This is a genomic window from Pseudomonas sp. RT4P38 (assembly GCF_054897765.1).
Genome location: NZ_CM142703.1, coordinates 2,848,659 through 2,865,028, shown reverse-complemented (window position 1 = coordinate 2,865,028; position 16,370 = coordinate 2,848,659). Strand labels below are relative to the sequence as shown.

At 59.4% G+C, this 16,370-nt stretch carries 13 protein-coding genes and 2 pseudogenes; 7 read left to right on the top strand and 8 right to left on the bottom strand.

Annotated features, from left to right (window positions below):
- Positions 1 to 19: 19 nt before the first annotated feature.
- Genes ACYZT7_RS13450 through ACYZT7_RS13440 form a run of 3 tightly spaced genes read left to right on the top strand, consistent with a single transcriptional unit; the run spans position 20 to position 4,433 of the window.
- Positions 20 to 1,756 carry a type I secretion system permease/ATPase gene (locus ACYZT7_RS13450; RefSeq protein ID WP_462041387.1) on the top strand — a complete coding sequence of 579 codons (1,737 nt, stop codon included), beginning with the start codon at positions 20 to 22 and terminating at the stop codon, positions 1,754 to 1,756.
- Between the two features lie 6 nt (positions 1,757 to 1,762).
- Positions 1,763 to 3,103: an HlyD family type I secretion periplasmic adaptor subunit gene (locus ACYZT7_RS13445; protein ID WP_462041386.1), complete on the top strand. Its 1,341-nt coding sequence runs from the start codon at positions 1,763 to 1,765 to the stop codon at positions 3,101 to 3,103.
- A gap of 1 nt (position 3,104) precedes the next feature.
- Complete coding sequence (locus tag ACYZT7_RS13440) at positions 3,105 to 4,433, top strand: TolC family outer membrane protein (protein ID WP_462041385.1); 1,329 nt, start codon at positions 3,105 to 3,107, stop codon at positions 4,431 to 4,433.
- A 403-nt stretch (positions 4,434 to 4,836) separates the two neighbouring features.
- Here ACYZT7_RS13440 and mqo read toward each other — a convergent pair whose 3' ends face one another.
- A complete protein-coding gene (mqo, locus tag ACYZT7_RS13435; protein WP_462041384.1) occupies positions 4,837 to 6,483 on the bottom strand; it encodes a malate dehydrogenase (quinone) in 1,647 nt (548 codons plus the stop codon).
- A gap of 385 nt (positions 6,484 to 6,868) precedes the next feature.
- Between mqo and ilvD the strand changes: the two genes are divergently transcribed.
- Positions 6,869 to 8,551 carry a dihydroxy-acid dehydratase gene (gene ilvD, locus ACYZT7_RS13430; protein WP_462041383.1) on the top strand — a complete coding sequence of 561 codons (1,683 nt, stop codon included), beginning with the start codon at positions 6,869 to 6,871 and terminating at the stop codon, positions 8,549 to 8,551.
- A gap of 4 nt (positions 8,552 to 8,555) precedes the next feature.
- On the opposite strand, the gene ACYZT7_RS13425 is transcribed toward ilvD, so the two are convergent.
- The 4 genes and pseudogenes from ACYZT7_RS13425 to ACYZT7_RS13410 all read right to left on the bottom strand — a co-directional run bounded on the left by ACYZT7_RS13425 (position 8,556) and on the right by ACYZT7_RS13410 (position 11,449).
- Positions 8,556 to 9,281, bottom strand: a complete 726-nt coding sequence (locus ACYZT7_RS13425; RefSeq protein WP_462041786.1) for a methyl-accepting chemotaxis protein — start codon at positions 9,279 to 9,281, stop codon at positions 8,556 to 8,558.
- A 132-nt stretch (positions 9,282 to 9,413) separates the two neighbouring features.
- Positions 9,414 to 10,169, bottom strand: a pseudogene (locus ACYZT7_RS13420) (MCP four helix bundle domain-containing protein); the annotation flags it as partial.
- Between the two features lie 191 nt (positions 10,170 to 10,360).
- Positions 10,361 to 10,849 (bottom strand): annotated as a pseudogene (locus tag ACYZT7_RS13415) (phosphatidate cytidylyltransferase); the annotation flags it as partial.
- A gap of 39 nt (positions 10,850 to 10,888) precedes the next feature.
- Positions 10,889 to 11,449 (bottom strand): nucleotidyltransferase family protein, encoded by a 561-nt coding sequence (locus tag ACYZT7_RS13410; protein WP_462041785.1) that lies wholly within the window; start codon positions 11,447 to 11,449, stop codon positions 10,889 to 10,891.
- Between the two features lie 137 nt (positions 11,450 to 11,586).
- Here ACYZT7_RS13410 and ACYZT7_RS13405 point away from each other — a divergent pair, with 137 nt between their 5' ends.
- From ACYZT7_RS13405 to ACYZT7_RS13395, 3 genes are all read left to right on the top strand, one after another.
- A complete protein-coding gene (locus tag ACYZT7_RS13405) occupies positions 11,587 to 11,991 on the top strand; it encodes a GFA family protein (RefSeq protein WP_462041784.1) in 405 nt (134 codons plus the stop codon).
- A 156-nt stretch (positions 11,992 to 12,147) separates the two neighbouring features.
- Complete coding sequence (msrA, locus tag ACYZT7_RS13400; protein ID WP_462041382.1) at positions 12,148 to 12,654, top strand: peptide-methionine (S)-S-oxide reductase MsrA; 507 nt, start codon at positions 12,148 to 12,150, stop codon at positions 12,652 to 12,654.
- 229 nt (positions 12,655 to 12,883) lie between these two features.
- On the top strand, positions 12,884 to 13,303 hold the full coding sequence (locus ACYZT7_RS13395) for an organic hydroperoxide resistance protein (protein WP_462041381.1): 420 nt from the start codon (positions 12,884 to 12,886) through the stop codon (positions 13,301 to 13,303).
- A 61-nt stretch (positions 13,304 to 13,364) separates the two neighbouring features.
- Here the strand turns inward: ACYZT7_RS13395 and ACYZT7_RS13390 are convergent, their stop codons facing one another.
- Genes ACYZT7_RS13390 through ACYZT7_RS13380 form a run of 3 tightly spaced genes read right to left on the bottom strand, consistent with a single transcriptional unit; the run spans position 13,365 to position 16,360 of the window.
- Complete coding sequence (locus ACYZT7_RS13390) at positions 13,365 to 14,873, bottom strand: tripartite tricarboxylate transporter permease (protein ID WP_462041380.1); 1,509 nt, start codon at positions 14,871 to 14,873, stop codon at positions 13,365 to 13,367.
- 24 nt (positions 14,874 to 14,897) lie between these two features.
- Positions 14,898 to 15,392 (bottom strand): tripartite tricarboxylate transporter TctB family protein, encoded by a 495-nt coding sequence (locus ACYZT7_RS13385; protein ID WP_462041379.1) that lies wholly within the window; start codon positions 15,390 to 15,392, stop codon positions 14,898 to 14,900.
- On the bottom strand, positions 15,389 to 16,360 hold the full coding sequence (locus ACYZT7_RS13380; RefSeq protein ID WP_462041378.1) for a tripartite tricarboxylate transporter substrate binding protein: 972 nt from the start codon (positions 16,358 to 16,360) through the stop codon (positions 15,389 to 15,391). The genes ACYZT7_RS13385 and ACYZT7_RS13380 overlap by 4 nt, the downstream gene beginning before the upstream one ends.
- Positions 16,361 to 16,370: the final 10 nt, after the last annotated feature.

Sequence of the window (16,370 nt, the reverse complement as noted above, 5' to 3'; positions counted from 1 at the left end):
TGAAGAGGGGTCACCCAAAATGCACAAACAGTCGAGCACCCGATCAGAGCTGGCCGATGCGCTTTTTCGACTTCGCCGCAGTTTTTACTCGCTGGCAGGGTTCAGCGGCGTAATCAACGTCATGATGTTGACGCCAGCTATTTATATGCTGCAGGTCTATGATCGGGCCTTGGTCAGTCGCAACGTCACAACGTTGACGATGTTGACCATTCTGGTGATAGGCCTGTTCTTGCTGATGGCCACGCTGGAAATGTTCCGCACCCGCGTACTGATCCGGGTCGGCAACTGCCTCGACATGGACCTCAATCGACGCATTTTCACCGCAGCATTCGAGCGCAACCTGAGCCGCGCCGGAGGTAATCCGGCCCAGGCCCTGCAGGATCTCGCGCAAGTGCGTCAATTTCTCACCGGCAATGGCCTGTTCGCTTTCTTTGATGCGCCATGGACGCCGATCTACCTGCTGGTCGCCTATCTGATCCACCCGCTGCTCGGACTGATCACGCTGATCGGCTCGCTGATTCTGGTGGGCCTGGCTTATCTCACCGAGAAGGCGACGCAAAAGCCGCTGGCCGAAGCCAATCAGGCCGCCCTCTCCTCCGCCAGCTACGCCAACAACAACCTGCGCAACGCCGAGGTCATCGAGGCCATGGGCATGCTGCCGTCGATCGGCAAGCGCTGGTACCAAAGCCATTTGCGCATTCTGGAAATGCAGACCCTGGCCTCCGACCGTGCCGCCCTGATCAGCAGCACCGGGCGCTTCGTGCGTATCACTTTGCAGTCGCTGATCCTCGGCGCCGGCGCGCTGCTGGCGATCGAAGGCAAGATCACCCCCGGGATGATGATTGCTTGCTCGATCCTCACCGGCCGCGCGCTGGGCCCGGTGGAACAAGTCATCGCGTCGTGGAAGCAGCTGCTTGGGTGCCGCTCGGCGTGGGGCCGGTTGAACGAGATGCTGAACGACTATCCGCGCCGACCACCGAGCATGTCACTGCAGCGGCCGCTGGGCATGCTGGCGGTGGAAAATGTGTATGCCGGTGCCCCCGGCACCGGCAACACGATTCTGCGCGGGGTGAGCTTCAACCTTTCCCCCGGCGAAAGCCTTGGCATTATCGGTCCATCCGCCTCGGGAAAATCCACCCTTGCCCGCCTGTTGGTCGGCGTCTGGCCGGCACAGGCTGGCAAGGTGCGCCTGGATGGCGCGGACATATTCACCTGGAACAAGGGCGAACTTGGCCCCTGGCTCGGTTACCTGCCACAGGACGTGGAGCTGTTCGAGGGCACCATCGCCGACAACATTGCGCGCTTTGGCGAAGTGGACAGCGACGCGGTCATCCGCGCCGCCCGGACGACTGGAGTGCACGAGATGATCCTGCGTTTAGCGCAGGGTTATGAGACCCGTCTGGGCACCGATGGCAGCCCGCTTTCCGGAGGCCAGAAACAACGCATCGCCCTGGCCCGCGCGCTGTATGGAGAACCCAATCTGATTGTGCTGGACGAGCCGAACGCCAACCTCGACGACGTCGGTGAAAAGGCCTTGGTCGATGCGCTGGCCCAACTCAAAAACCGCGGTGCCACCGTCATTCTGATTTCCCACCGTCCCAATGTGCTCTGCGCCGTCGATAAGGTGCTGATGCTGCGAGACGGCGGCGTGCAGATGCTCGGCACTCGGGACGAAGTATTCGCAGCGCTGCGCAAGGCCAGTGTGATGCCTGCAGGCGCGTCAACTCCGCTGGCCTCCGTCAAAGCACGGGAGTAACCGATCATGCAAATGAGCCAACACACCGACATGATTCTCGCCGATCCCAGGAACGAGGTGGATCTGGACGTCGGCAAACCCATGCGCTGGGGCATGTGGCTGGTGCTCGCCGGCTTCGGCGGCTTCCTTCTGTGGTCCTGGCTGGCGCCGCTGGATGCCGGCGTGGTCGCGACCGGCACGGTCAAAGTCACCAGCAATCGCAAAGCCGTACAGCATCTGAGCGGCGGCACCGTGGAGGCCATTCTTGTTCGCGAAGGCGATGCAGTGAAAAAAGGCCAGGAGGTGGTCCGTCTCGACTCGCTGCGTGCCGTTGCCGAACAGGGTGCGGTCAGCGCCCAGTACATCGTCAGCAAGACGGTGGAAAACCGCCTGGAAGCGGAACGTGACGGCCGCGATGTAGTGAACTACGATCCCGAATTGCTCAAGCGCTTCGGGAATGACCACCGCCTGGTGGCCGCCATGAATCTGCAACAACGTCTGCTGGACACCCGGCGCGCCGGCCTCGCTGGCGAAATCAGCATCCTGCAGGAAAACCTCGCGGCGTCGGCGGTGCAGCTCAAGGGACTGCAGCAGGTCTATGGCTCCCGCGCCTCGCAGATCAACTTCCTCAACCAGGAACTAAAAGGCACCCGCGTGCTGGCGGCCGAAGGCTATGTGCCGCGCAACCGTCTGCTTGAACTCGAACGCAGCAATGCCGACCTCTCCGCCGGCCAGGCCGAGAACCTCAATAACATCGCTCGCATACGTAGCCAGACCACCGAAATCAAGCTGCGCATCCTGCAGCGCCAGCACGATTACCAGAAGGAAGTCGAATCGCAGCTCACCGACACCGCCAAGGAAAACACCACCCTGGCCGACCGCTTGCGTGCGCTGGACTATGAAGTGGCCCACACGGTGATTCGCTCGCCGATCGATGGCATCGTCCAGTCCCTGAGCATTGCGACCATCGGCGGGATCATTCAGCCCGGTTTCAAAATCATGGAAATCGTTCCGGACAACGAACCGCTGCAGGTCGACGCGATGATTCCCGTGCAGGCGATCGACAAGATGGTCCCCGGCCTGGCCGTAGACATTGCCTTCCCGGCCTTCAACCATGCCCAGACGCCGAACATACCCGGTCGCGTGAAAACCGTTTCCGCCGACCGCCTGCTCGACGAGGAAAGCAAGGAACCGTTCTACCTGGCTCAGGTAGAAGTCACGCCCGATGGCATGAGCCTTCTTGGCAGCAATCACATTCGTCCCGGCATGCCCGCCAGCGTCACCATCAAGACGGGCGAGCGCAACATGATGAGCTATCTACTCAAACCGATGCTCGAACGTGTCGACAGCTCCTTCAAGGAACAATGAAATGGACCGTCATTGCCTGATCTTCTGCCTGCTAGCGCTGTCCCTCCCGGCCAGCGCCATGGACCTCAAACAAGCCTGGGATCTGTTGCAGTACCAGGGCCCCGTCTATCGCGCCGCCGTGCATGAAAAAGAGGCCGGCCTGGAAAACCGCGCCATCGGCCAGGCCGGCCTGCTACCGCAGATCAGTGCCTCGGCCTACGACAACAAGGTCAATGGCACCCAGCGCCAGAGCGGCGTCGAAAGGGATCTCGACTACGACTCCAAGGGCGCTAACGTGCGCTTGCGCCAGCCGCTGTTCAACAAACAGAAAATGGCCGAGTACCGCCAAGGTAAACAGCGTGCCGACTACAGCGTCGCGGTGTTCGATGCCAAGAGTCAGGACGCCGCGGTACGCCTCGCCGAAAGCTATTTCGACGTGCTTTTGGCCAGCGAAACCATCGTCCTCGCCAAGTCCAAGCTGAGCGCCTTCGATGAGCAACTCGCCTCGGCGAAACGGCGCATGGAGCTGGGGGCCGGCACCGTCACCGACATCGACGAGTCGGTCGCTCGCCGCGACCTCGCCGCGGTTGAGCTGATCGAAGCGCAGGACAACCTGGTCAATGCGCGCCGCAAGCTTGAGGAGTACATCGGAGAAACCCCCGAATCCCTGACCACCTTGCGTCCGAGCTTCAATACGCCACCGCTGCTACCGAGCAACCTGCAGGACTGGTTGGTCAAAGCCCAGAGCGACAGCCCGCTGATCCATGCGCGCCGTCATAGCAGCGACCTCGCCGAAGAAGAAGTAAAGCGCGCCAGGGCCGGCCACTGGCCGACACTGGATTTCGTTGCCGGCTACACCGCGGGCGATAGCCAATCAATCTCCGAGCTCAATCAACGCAACCGCTACGGCTCAATCGGGCTGGAAGTAAACTTCCCGTTGTACAACGGTGGTGGCACCAGCGCGTTGACACGCCAGGCGAGTGCCAATAGCTATAAGGCCCTGGACGAACTCGACGCCACGCGCCAGGAAGTCATCTCAGGCACCACTCGTGAGTATCGCGGCGTACAGAGCGGCGCCACACGTATTCAAGCGCTGGAAAGGGCAGTGGAGTCCAACGAACGCTCGCTGACTTCGACACGCAAAGGCTTCAAAGAAGGAGGCACCAGCACCAACTCGGATGTCCTCAATGCCGAAGAGCTGCTCTTCGTTGCGCGCCACGATCTGTTCGAGGCCAAGCTGCGCTACTTGATGTCACGCCTGCGTCTGGCCTCTTCGGTGGGCAGTCTGGGCGACGACGATATCGACCACATCAACGACTACCTCGGCCCGGAACTGTTGGTCACCAACTGACTTTCCCAAACTCAGCATGAGACCCGGGAAGTCATTTCCGGGCTCTACCTGCAGACTCCCTCTCAACCCATCCTGGTGGGGAGGTGATATGCAAGGCGCTCAGGGTTACTACAATGACAACTACTTCCTTCCCTTCTTCTCTCGATTGAGTGATTTAGAAAAACAGAAGTATTACGCAAGATTCGAAGCTACAGATGAATGGATAGAAAGCCTGAATTTGACGTACGGCGATGAGTGAATCTGACGTGTTCAAGTCTGCTCCGCAGCCCAGCGGGAGCAAGCTCCCTCGCCACAGGAACGGTGTCAGTCTTGAGATTTGCGCGGCTAACAAGTGCTGAATACCAGACACAAAAAAGCCCACTGACCGTTACCGGGTCAGTGGGCTTTTCGATTACGCCTCTAGTTACAGAGCCATATCACGAGCAGCATTTGCCTTCGGCGCCTTAGGCGCTTCAGCCGGAGCAGCAGCCGGGGCCACCGCCGGACCCATCACCGGCGGCGGAGTCAGCTGCAACACCTTGGCGGTGTAAGCCCACTCCTGTGCAACCTTTTCAGGGCTGCCATTGAGCTGAGTGCCATAACTCGGCACGATCTGATGCAGCTTTTCCTGCCAGGCAGGCGTTGCAACCTTGTCCTTGAACACTTTCTGCAGCACGGTCAGCATGATCGGTGCAGCCGTCGAAGCGCCCGGCGATGCGCCCAGCAAACCAGCGATGGTGCCGTCTGCGGAAGCAACGATTTCAGTACCCAACTTCAGCACGCCACCGGCAGCTTCATCACGCTTGATGATTTGCACGCGCTGGCCGGCTTGCCACAGGCGCCAGTCTTCTGCCTTGGCGTTCGGGAAGTATTCTTTCAGGGCGTTGAGGCGGTCTTCGTCAGACAGCATCAGTTGACCAGCAAGGTACTCGACCAGCGGGTATTCCTTGATGCCGACTTTGGTCATCGGCCACACGTTGTGCGTGGTGGTGGTGGTCAGCAGGTCCAGGTACGAGCCTTCTTTCAGGAACTTGGTGCTGAAGGTCGCGAATGGGCCAAACAGGATGACGCGCTTGCCGTCCAGGACACGGGTGTCCAGGTGCGGAACCGACATTGGCGGTGCGCCAACGGAGGCTTTGCCGTAGGCCTTGGCCAAGTGTTGTTCGGCCAGGGTCGGGTTTTCGGTGACGAGGAACGAGCCGCCTACCGGGAAGCCTGCGTATTCCTTGGCTTCAGGAATGCCCGACTTCTGCAGCAGGTGCAGTGCACCGCCGCCCGCGCCAATGAACACGAACTTGGCGTCGGTTTCGGATTTGCTGCCGTCTTTCAGGTTTTTGTAGCTGACGCGCCAGCTGCCGTCGTCGTTCTTGGTGATGTCCTGCACTTCGCTGGACAGTTTCAAGTCGAATTTTGGCGTGGTTTGCAGGTGCGCAACAAACTGGCGGGTGATCTCGCCGAAGTTGACGTCGGTGCCGATCGGGCTCCAGGTGGCCGCGACTTTCTGGTTCGGGTCACGCCCTTCCATCATCAGCGGAACCCACTTCTTGATCACAGCCGGGTCTTCGGAGTACTGCATGCCGGCGAACAGCGGGCTCGCTTGCAGGGCTTCGTAACGCTTTTTCAGGAACTTGATGTTGTCATCGCCCCACACAAAGCTCATGTGCGGCGTGGAGTTGATGAACGAACGCGGGTTTTTCAGCACGCCTTGCTGAACTTGCCAGGCCCAGAACTGACGGGAGATCTGGAAGGCTTCGTTGATTTCAACGGCTTTCGGGATCTGAACGTTGCCCTTGTCGTCTTCCGGGGTGTAGTTCAGCTCGGCCAGCGCGGAGTGACCGGTACCGGCGTTGTTCCAGCCATTGGAGCTTTCCAGGGCGACGCCGTCGAGGCGCTCGATCATTTCCATCGAAGTGCCGGGTTCCAGCTCATTGAGCCAAACACCCAGGGTCGCGCTCATGATGCCGCCGCCGATCAGCAGCACATCGACTTTCTTTGCCTCTTCCGCGTGAACGGACGTGATCCCCATCGACAAAGCCAGCCCCAGCAGGGCCGTGTTCATTTTTTTAAACATGTGTAGCACCTATGATAAAACGCCATCCGCCCTTCCATCTTCACCTACGAGCCCCTGTTTACGGCATTCAGGCAGGATGTCGTGGGTTCTCGCACATGACGATTGGAGGGTGGGCACACAAGGCCGACGTGTCTCCATCGACCTCAGTTTATATGTCCCTACTGAACTGACTTTTTATCATTATTGGCTTCAGCTACTTGAGCGACAGTGATTCTGTTGGCGCGTCTCAAGGACGCGCAAACTGAATAGGTCAAAGCAAGTTAAGGCGAAGAATATCACGACCGGACAAACCCGCGCGTCTGTTCCCGACTTGATAGTCCGGGCACGGGCGTCGGGTCCACTATACTGATCCTGATTTTTCTCGATGAGCCGGTGAGGAGCAGTCATGAGCGACAAAGACGATTTGCGCAAATATTCCTCCCAAGTGGTCGACGGCGTGGAGCGCGCGCCCGGCCGCGCGATGCTGCGGGCCGTGGGTTTCACGGACGAGGACTTCAAAAAGCCGCAGATCGGCATCGCCTCCACATGGGCAATGGTCACGCCCTGCAACATGCACATCGACAAGCTGGCCATTGAAGCCGAAAAAGGCGCGAATGCTGCCGGCGCCAAGGGCGTCATTTTCAACACCATCACCATTTCCGACGGCATCGCCAACGGCACCGAAGGCATGAAGTACTCGCTGGTGTCGCGTGAAGTGATCGCCGATTCCATTGAAGTCGTGGCCGGCTGCGAAGGCTTTGACGGCCTGGTGACCGTGGGCGGTTGTGACAAGAACATGCCGGGCTGCCTGATCGGCATGGCGCGGCTGAATCGCCCGTCCATTTTCGTCTATGGCGGCACCATCCGGCCGGGCGCCGGCCACACCGATATCATCTCCGTGTTCGAGGCTGTGGGTCAGCACGCGCGCGGGGATATCAGCGAGATTCAGGTCAAACAAATCGAGGAAGTGGCGATTCCAGGCCCTGGTTCCTGCGGCGGCATGTACACGGCCAACACTATGGCTTCCGCGATTGAGGCGCTGGGCATGAGCCTGCCCGGTTCCAGCTCTCAGGACGCCGTCGGCAGCGACAAGGCTTCGGACAGTTTTCGCGCCGGTCAGCAGGTCATGGAGCTGCTCAAACGAGACATCAAACCGCGCGACATCATGACCCGCAAGGCCTTTGAAAATGCGATTCGGGTGGTGATCGCCCTCGCCGGCTCGACCAATGCCGTGCTGCACCTTCTGGCCATGGCGCATGCCGTGGATGTCGAGCTGACGCTGGATGATTTCGTCGAGCTGGGCAAGGTGTCCCCGGTGGTGGCCGACCTGCGCCCCAGCGGCAAATACATGATGAGTGAACTGGTGGCCATCGGCGGCATCCAGCCGCTGATGAAGCGCATGCTCGCCGCCGGCATGTTGCATGGCGATGCGCTGACGGTCACCGGCAAAACGCTGGCCGAAAACCTGGAAAACGTGCCCGACTACCCCGAGGGTCAGGACGTGATCCTGCCCTTCGACCAGCCGATCAAAAAAGACTCGCATTTGGTGGTGCTGCGCGGCAACCTTTCGCCCACCGGCGCCGTGGCCAAGATCACCGGCAAGGAAGGCCTGCGCTTCGAAGGCACGGCGCGTGTGTATCACGGCGAGGAAGGTGCACTGGCGGGCATTCTCAACGGCGAAGTCAAGGCCGGCGATGTGATCGTGATCCGCTACGAAGGCCCCAAGGGAGGGCCCGGCATGCGTGAAATGCTTTCGCCAACGTCGGCGGTCATGGGCAAGGGGTTGGGCAAGGACGTTGCGCTCATCACCGACGGCCGCTTCTCCGGCGGTTCACATGGGTTCGTGGTGGGGCATATCACGCCCGAAGCCTTTGATGGCGGACCGATCGCGCTGATCGAAGACGGCGACAAGATCACCATCGATGCCGAAACCCGGCAGATTACGGTCGATGTCTCCGACGCCGATCTGGCCGAGCGCAAAACCCGCTGGGCGCGCCCGGAATCCAAGTACAAACGCGGGGTGCTGGCCAAATACGCGAAGACCGTGTCCAGCGCCTCGGAAGGCGCCGTCACGGATAAATACCTCTAACGCCTCAAAGCCGAAACCGATCCACCGACTGCGAGAGTTTGCCCGCCAGGGTGGACAGTTCGTCAGTGGTGGTGGCGGTCCGGCCAATGACTTTGCTGTTGCCTTCGGACATGCCGGCAATCATTTCGACCTGATGGGCGATTTCATTGCTGGCCAGGCTCTGCTCACCGATGGTGCGGGTAATGTCATTGACCAGCTGAGTGGTGTTCAGCGTGGCGTCGAGGATTTCGCGGATGGCGCGCTCGACGTCGGCGGTCACGGCCATGCCCTTGTCGACCTGCGCCACACCCGCCTCCATGCTGGTCACCGCCTCGCGGGTGCTTTGCTGGATGCGTGAAACCATCGTGGCAATTTCCTGGGTTGAGGCGCTGGTGCGTCCCGCCAGGCTCCGTACCTCGTCGGCCACCACGGCAAAACCACGCCCTTGCTCACCGGCGCGAGCGGCTTCGATCGCGGCGTTGAGCGCCAGCAGGTTGGTTTGATCGGCGATGCCCTTGATCACCTGGATGATGCTGAAAATCCCCTCGGACTCCTTGTCCAGCGTGCGGATCACCTGGGCCGATTGCTGCGCCGAACGCGCAATACCGTCCATGTCGTTGACCACCTGATGGATCACCCGACCGCCATCCTTGGCCAGTGCCTCGGCCTGATTGGCCATGTTCAGCGCCCGCTCGGCATGCCGGGTAATTTCCTCGATGCTCGCGGTCATTTCGCTGGCTGCCGCCGCCATGGTGCTGGCTGCTACGCTTTGCTGCTGGCTGCTACCGGCCACTTCGTGACAGCCACTGCTCAATTGCTCGCTCATGCCACTCACGCCGTGGGCGTTGCTGCGCACGACTTCGATCATGCCGCGCAGGTCGCGCTGCATGGTCGCCAGGCTGCGAATCAGTGCGCTGGCTTCGTCCTTCTGAGTGGGCTCGACAATCGGTTCGCTCAGGTTGCCATGGGCGATGCTGTTGGCGATGCGGCTGGCGGTCTGCAACGGCCCCATGATGCTCAGAATCACCCAGCGGCCCTGGGCGAGCAGCAATAACAGGCTGGCAATGAGTACACTGCCAAGGGTGAAGTTGGCGTTGCTGATGACTTTTTGAGTGCCGGCGCTGGTCTGTTGGGTGTTGGTTTCGATCAGTTCACTGAGGGCGGCCATCTGGTCTTCCAGCTGGCTGAACGCAGTATTGAAGGTGCCCAGATCTTTTTGAGCAGCCTCCGGATTTTCCAGCGCCAGCCCGACAATCCGTTCGGCTGTGCTGATGTAGGTATCGAGGCTTGGCTTGATCTTGTTCAGGCCCGCTTTAAGGGTGTCGTTGACCGGCAGCTTGAGGTTTTCACCGAGCATGTCACGAAAATGCGCCGCATGTTCCTCGATGGAACTGCGCACCTCGGCTTTGCTGCTGGTGCTTTTGCCCAAGCCAACCACCATCGCGGACAGCACGTCGGCGCGTAACGCGTCGTGCATCATGTCGGCTTCAAGGTGATTACGCAGCGCGGTCATACTGACCTCGTTGTCATTCACCGCTGCAGCCATCTGGGTGTTTCCCAGATAACTGACCAGGCTCATGATCAACGCGGTGAGCAGGCCGGTGCCAATCAGCAGAATCAAACGTAATTTTATGGACACTCTGTGGATCCTCTCTCGGCACGTTTGTCAGTTGCGTAATGCCAACTGCGGATTGGTTTGCTGAAGAGGCTATCGGCTGGCGCGAGCGGTTATTTAAGCGAATTTCCATACGCGCATGTCTTTACGACATGCGGTATGTCTTGCTGGTTTTGATTGCGCCCAGATCAAGCAGCAGAGAAGAAGTATCGCGTGATGCACCCGCCAATCAACGTTGCAGACAGACCTCCACCCACCAGCCCCTCCACCGTTTTTGACGGACTCACCAGCGGCGCGACCTTGTGCTTGCTGAAGAGCTTCCCAAACACGTACTGCAACACGTCACTCAACTGGACGACGAACACCAGGTAGAACAGCAAAAGTGCGTTTTGCCCCGTGAATCCTTCCAGATCCAACAGCAACAGCGCTGGCGCATGGCTGATGCAGTAAATGCAGATCATCACGCCCCACTGGATCTTAGCGGTCCTTTCCAGGAAGGCGTCAACGTCCTGACTCAGCACCGCAATCGCCGGTAGCAGCAGGAACGAATACACCGGAATCAGCAGCGTGAACATCGAATACCAGTGAGTACCGATCAGCATGTATTGCAGCGGGATCAGGATGAAAAACGCCGAAAACAGGGCGTTATGGTCACCTAGCCTGGTCGGCGTCAGAGTGATGAACTCCCTGAGCGCGAACAGTGCACACGGAATGCAGGGTGCGTGGCGGTCATGTCTGCCGATTCAAACTGCAGCCAGTCGTAGAAAAGGCCAGCGAGCCTGATAACTCCTGGCCTTCTGCTCGAACAGATCAGGCTGATGGTTGACCGGATTGATACGTAAAAGTCCTTCTTCGACATCGCTCAAACCGTAAGGCGCATACACCTCACCTGTCACTACATCCAGACCGATACACGTCCCCGCTATCAAATACCGATCAATGCCACCCTTTGCCGACTGAAGCTTGGGATAAGCCCTGCCAAATCGCTGACCGTACCAAAGGTGAACCCTTGCCTGGTTCTTGATTTCGATGTTCACGTCGAGGTCGTGAAAGAGCTTCCGGGCTGCAATGATGACTTCGTTCTCGGCCTCCCACGACACGTCTTCATCAAAGTAGAAAACGTCGTAATCCTTGATGCCCCACGCGGCGGGAAGCCCGGCTTGATGATTCCAGACTGCCTGAAAAAGGCAGCCCGCCGTCAACAGGCATTGGCTCAGGCCAAGTGAAGGCAAGCGCCGGGCAATCTCGGCGTTTACCGGATTGGCCATCGCGATCTCAATCAACGTGTCAGCGGTTAACGTCATGCTATCTCCGTGTGGTGCATCAAATCCCGGGGGCTGACGATACATTAAAGCCGCGTGACGGAAGGCCGAACACTTGGGTTTCACTCAACTCGGCAGACCGCTACAGTGACGCGACCGACACCTGAGAAACGATGAACATGGATGGACTCCACCAAGGAAGTTGCCTCTGCGGCGCAGTAAAATATCGTGTGACCGCCGAGCTGAAAGCGGTTACCCATTGCCATTGCCATTGCAGCAAATGTCGCAAGGGCCACGGGGCAGCGTTCGCAACGTATGCAAGCGCGCCCAGGTCAGCGATTACGATCATCGCGGGCGAAACGCTGAAAACCTATCACTCGTCTGAAGGCGTCGCCCGACAGTTCTGTGGCGACTGCGGCTCTTCGCTGTTCTGGTCTGATTCCAAGGGCGCATTTTCGGAGTGGATGTCAGTGGCGATAGGCACGCTGGATACGCCGTTTTTGAGTGAGAAACAGAAACACGTATGCGTCGATTCAAAAGCACCGTGGTATGCAATCGAAGATCAGTGGCCAAGGACGGGGTGAGCGCTTCAACCAATCAGCTCAGGGGTTACCTGTGGGGCCTGAACACGACCAGGGTGTTGGGCATGGCTGATTGGAAGGAGTTGGACCGCCGTGTTGCTGAATCGTGGTTATGATCAATACGGCGAAGCTAAATTCACTGATGGGAGGGACCGTACTATGACGACGCGGACTGAAACTGCCATTCTGGCCGGTGGTTGCTTCTGGGGCATGCAGGATTTGCTGAGACGTTACCCCGGCGTGGTGTCCACGCGGGTAGGCTACTCGGGCGGTGATGTGCCCAACGCGACTTACCGCAACCATGGCACGCACGCGGAAGCGATCGAGATCGTGTTCGATCCGGACCAGATCACCTATCGTCAGATCCTCGAGTTTTTCTTCCAGATCCACGACCCGACGACGAAGAATCGTCAGGGTAACGATGTGGGTATGAGCTACCGCTCGGCGCTCTTCTATCTCGACGACGAACAAAAACTGGTGGCCGCGGACACCGTGGCCGACGCTGATGCATCCGGCCTCTGGCCCGACAAGGTCGTCACTGAAATCCTGGCCGCGGGCCCGTTCTGGGAAGCAGAGCCGGAACATCAGGACTACCTCGAACACTATCCCAGCGGCTACACCTGCCATTTCATTCGACCAGATTGGAAACTGCCCAAACGAGGGTGATGGTGAGGTCAAAAGCGGTCCCGCCGGCGGCTGTCGGCGAGATCGTTTCTGCCCCGGGTGATTTGTAACGCTCTGTATTTTCGTTGGCGATCTTACACAGCGATACATACCCCCCCGGATCAGGACACATACGCAGTACATGAAGGTGAAAAAGTGGGTGGCGTCGCAAACCTGATGTTCTCCGATGAACCCAGGCTAAAGAGCCCAACACCCAAGCAGGAGCCACCTCATGTTCAATGAAATCGATACCGTGCTTTATACCGGCAAGACCCACACGACCGGAGGCCGTAATGGCGAGTCGCGAAGCGACGATGGACGTTTGGACGTCAAGCTTTCCGCCCCGGGTTCGTCAGGGAGTGGCACCAATCCCGAACAGCTGCTGGCGGCAGGTTGGTCGGCGTGTTTCATCGGTGCAATGGGTAAGGCGGCCGCCGCATTAAAGGTGACCCTGCCGACCGACGTCGCCGTCGATGCCGAAGTGGACCTGGGCAAGACCGAAGACGCCTTCTTCCTGCAGGCGCGCCTCAATGTAAGCCTTCCGGGCCTGGACCCTGCTGTCGCACGGGCGGTGGTGGATGGCGCCCACCAGCGGTGCCCCTACTCCAAAGCGACCCGTGGCAACATCGACGTCACGATCAATCTGGTTTAACCAGAACACCCAGTGCGGCCTGCCTTCCCGGCAGGCTGTGCTGGCAATTGCTGCAAGCCGCTCAATCGTCCTCATGCAACTTGATACCGCGGGCGTGAAGCAGATGCGGGACCACCAACACCAGCAGCGTTAGCGCAAGGAACGAGGCTGCAATGGGTTGCGTCACAAACACCAGCCAGTCTCCCTCACTGATGGACAAGGCGTTGCGCAGCTGCTTCTCAGCCATCGGCCCGAGCAGCATGCCGACGATCACGGGCGCGACGGGAAAATCGAAACGACGCATCAATACCCCGCCCCAACCAATTGCCAGCATCAGCAACAGATCGAAGGAAGAATGGCGCATGCCGTACACGCCGATGGTGGCAAACACCAGAATGCCGGCGTTCAGGTACGGCCGGGGAATCTGCAGGAGCTTGACCCAAAGGCCCACCAACGGGAGGTTCAACACCAACAGGATCACGTTGCCGATATACAGCGAGGCCACCAGGGTCCAAACCAACTCCCCCGACGTCTGGAAGAGCATCGGACCCGGTTGCAGGTTGTAGTTCTGGAACGCGGCCAACAGAATCGCCGCAGTGGCGGACGTCGGTATGCCAAGCGTCAGCAGCGGTACCAAAGAACCCGTCGCGCTCGCGTTGTTGGCCGCCTCGGGACCGGCAACCCCCTCAATCGCGCCTTCGCCCTTGCTGCCAGCAAACTCTTTCGGGTATTTGCTCAGTTTGCGTTCCGCCGAATAGGACAGGAACGTCGGAATTTCAGCGCCACCGGCCGGAATCGAGCCAAATGGAAAACCGATCAACGTACCCCGTAGCCAGGCGGGAACCGATCGTTTCCAGTCAGAGCGCGTCATCCACAACGACGTCAAGCGGTGCTGACCGGTCGATTCTTCCTTTTGATAAAGCAAGCTGTACAAGGCCTCGCCTACCGCAAACAACCCGACCGCCACGAGCACGACTTCGATGCCATCAACCAACTCCGGCACCCCCAAGGTGTAGCGGGCAATGCCCGAGGTCGCATCCAGGCCGATCAAGCCGATGGTCAGCCCAATCCCGAGCGAGACAAAACCGCGCAGCATCGAAGCGCCGAGTACCGCAGACACCGTTGTGAAGGACAACACCAGAATCGCGAAATACTCGGCAGGACCAAACTTGAGCGCCAGCGTGGCAACAATAGGGGCAAACAACGTCAGGAACACCGTCGCGATGGTGCCGGCCACAAATGAGCCTATCGCGGCCGTTGCCAAGGCCGGTCCTGCCCGACCGTTGCGGGCCATGAGATTGCCTTCCAGGGCCGTGACCATGGAGGACGATTCACCGGGCGTATTGAGCAGGATCGAGGTGGTGGAGCCGCCAAACTGCGCGCCGTAATAGATACCGGCGAACATGATCAAGGCTCCCGTAGGATCGACCTTGGCGGTAATCGGCAGCAGCAGCGCAACGGTCAGCGCCGGTCCAATACCTGGCAGGACACCAATGGCGGTGCCGAGCAAACAGCCGATAAAGCCCCACATCAAATTGATCGGTGTCAGCGCAGCGGAAAAACCAATGGCCAGGTTCGCGAGAGTTTCCACCTTGTTTACCTCCTTCGGCCCGGGTCAGATCCAGGCGTTGACAAGGGGCGGCAGGGAAACCCCTAGCCCGGCGTTGAACAGCCAGTAAATCGGTAGGGTCAAGGCAATGCCGATGGCGAGGTCGCGCACCGGACGGCGACTGCCAAACCCCCGTGCCGAACAGGCGAACAGCAGCGCCGCCGCCAAGACGAACCCGATGAGGTTGATCAGCACGGCCACCCCCACAAGCCCCGCAGTTACCCAGGCCGCACCAAGTTTGCCGCCGGGTAGCGCTTTGGCCGATTCGTCGCTGTGGTCTGCCAACTCGTGGAAACCACCGGTGACTGCCTGATAACACAGCAACAGACCGACGCCCCCCAGGAACACCGCGACGGCGTACGGATAGACGTGGGCCCCCAGGATGACGAACCCCATTTCGGGAGGAAACCGAAATGCGCCGAACGCCAACACTGCGCTGATGGCAATCACTGCGGCGCCGATCGCCAGTTGTGTCGGCACTATTGCGCGAGGCTGGGTCATTTCGAAATCAGCCCGACTTCGACCAGCATCGCACGCAGCCGAACGTGCTCTTCGTCGACGAATTTGCCGAACTCATCGCCGGTCAGGATATTGGGTGACCATTTGTTGGTGTCGATATTTTCTTTCCAGACTTTGCTGTTGGTAGCGGCCACGACCGCATCGGTCACTGCTTTGCGCTGCTCAGGCGTGAGATTCGCGGCACCGTAAACACCACGCCAATTGCCGATTGTCACGTCGTAGCCTTTCTCCTTGAGGGTCGGTGCATCGATGCCTTCAATGCGTTCGGGCGCGCCGATGGCGAGTACACGAAACTGGCCGTTCCTGATGTATTGGCCAAGCTCGGCATAACCACCGGTGATCACCTTGATCTGCCCGCCCAAGGCCTGAGCAACGACTTCACCCCCACCCGCGAAGGCGACGTAATTCACCTTGTTGACCGGGACACCCATTTTTGCGGCCAATTCGGCAATGCCGATGTGATCGATCGACCCCTTGGAACCACCGCCCCAGGAAATACTGGTCGGCTTGTCTTTGAAGACTTTCAGCAAGTCCTCCAGGGTTTTGAACTCGGATTCCTTGCGGACGGCAATCACGTTGTATTCGGTAAACAGCCGGGCAATCGGCGTCACGTCCTTCAAGGTAATTTGCGGCTTGTTCTGTTCAATGGCAGCGACCATGATCGCGCCGACAACGAGCAGCGCATCCGGATCGCCCTTGGTGCTGTTGGCGAACTGCGCAAGCCCCAGCGTCCCCCCTGCTCCGCCCTTGTTCTCGAAGGTAGTGGATTTGGCCACCTTGGCCTCGATCAGGGCTTTGCCCAAGACCCTGGCGGTCTGGTCATAACCGCCACCCACAGAACCTGGGGCCATGAACTTGACGGTGTCCAGCGCAAAGGCCGGTGTCGCGAGCGCGGCGGCGGTAATGGCCGTAGCGATGCAGCGGCTGAATCGACGGAACAAAGCGGACATGAGTTGTCTC

Bases quoted from the DNA above. Each gene is read 5' to 3' on its own strand.
- ACYZT7_RS13450 (WP_462041387.1), top strand. From the start codon at position 20: ATGCACAAACAGTCGAGCACCCGATCAGAGCTGGCCGATGCGCTTTTT.
- ACYZT7_RS13445 (WP_462041386.1), top strand. From the start codon at position 1,763: ATGCAAATGAGCCAACACACCGACATGATTCTCGCCGATCCCAGGAAC.
- ACYZT7_RS13440 (WP_462041385.1), top strand. From the start codon at position 3,105: ATGGACCGTCATTGCCTGATCTTCTGCCTGCTAGCGCTGTCCCTCCCG.
- mqo (WP_462041384.1), bottom strand. From the start codon at position 6,483: ATGTTTAAAAAAATGAACACGGCCCTGCTGGGGCTGGCTTTGTCGATG.
- ilvD (WP_462041383.1), top strand. From the start codon at position 6,869: ATGAGCGACAAAGACGATTTGCGCAAATATTCCTCCCAAGTGGTCGAC.
- ACYZT7_RS13425 (WP_462041786.1), bottom strand. From the start codon at position 9,281: ATGGCGGCGGCAGCCAGCGAAATGACCGCGAGCATCGAGGAAATTACC.
- ACYZT7_RS13410 (WP_462041785.1), bottom strand. From the start codon at position 11,449: ATGACGTTAACCGCTGACACGTTGATTGAGATCGCGATGGCCAATCCG.
- ACYZT7_RS13405 (WP_462041784.1), top strand. From the start codon at position 11,587: ATGGATGGACTCCACCAAGGAAGTTGCCTCTGCGGCGCAGTAAAATAT.
- msrA (WP_462041382.1), top strand. From the start codon at position 12,148: ATGACGACGCGGACTGAAACTGCCATTCTGGCCGGTGGTTGCTTCTGG.
- ACYZT7_RS13395 (WP_462041381.1), top strand. From the start codon at position 12,884: ATGTTCAATGAAATCGATACCGTGCTTTATACCGGCAAGACCCACACG.
- ACYZT7_RS13385 (WP_462041379.1), bottom strand. From the start codon at position 15,392: ATGACCCAGCCTCGCGCAATAGTGCCGACACAACTGGCGATCGGCGCC.
- ACYZT7_RS13380 (WP_462041378.1), bottom strand. From the start codon at position 16,360: ATGTCCGCTTTGTTCCGTCGATTCAGCCGCTGCATCGCTACGGCCATT.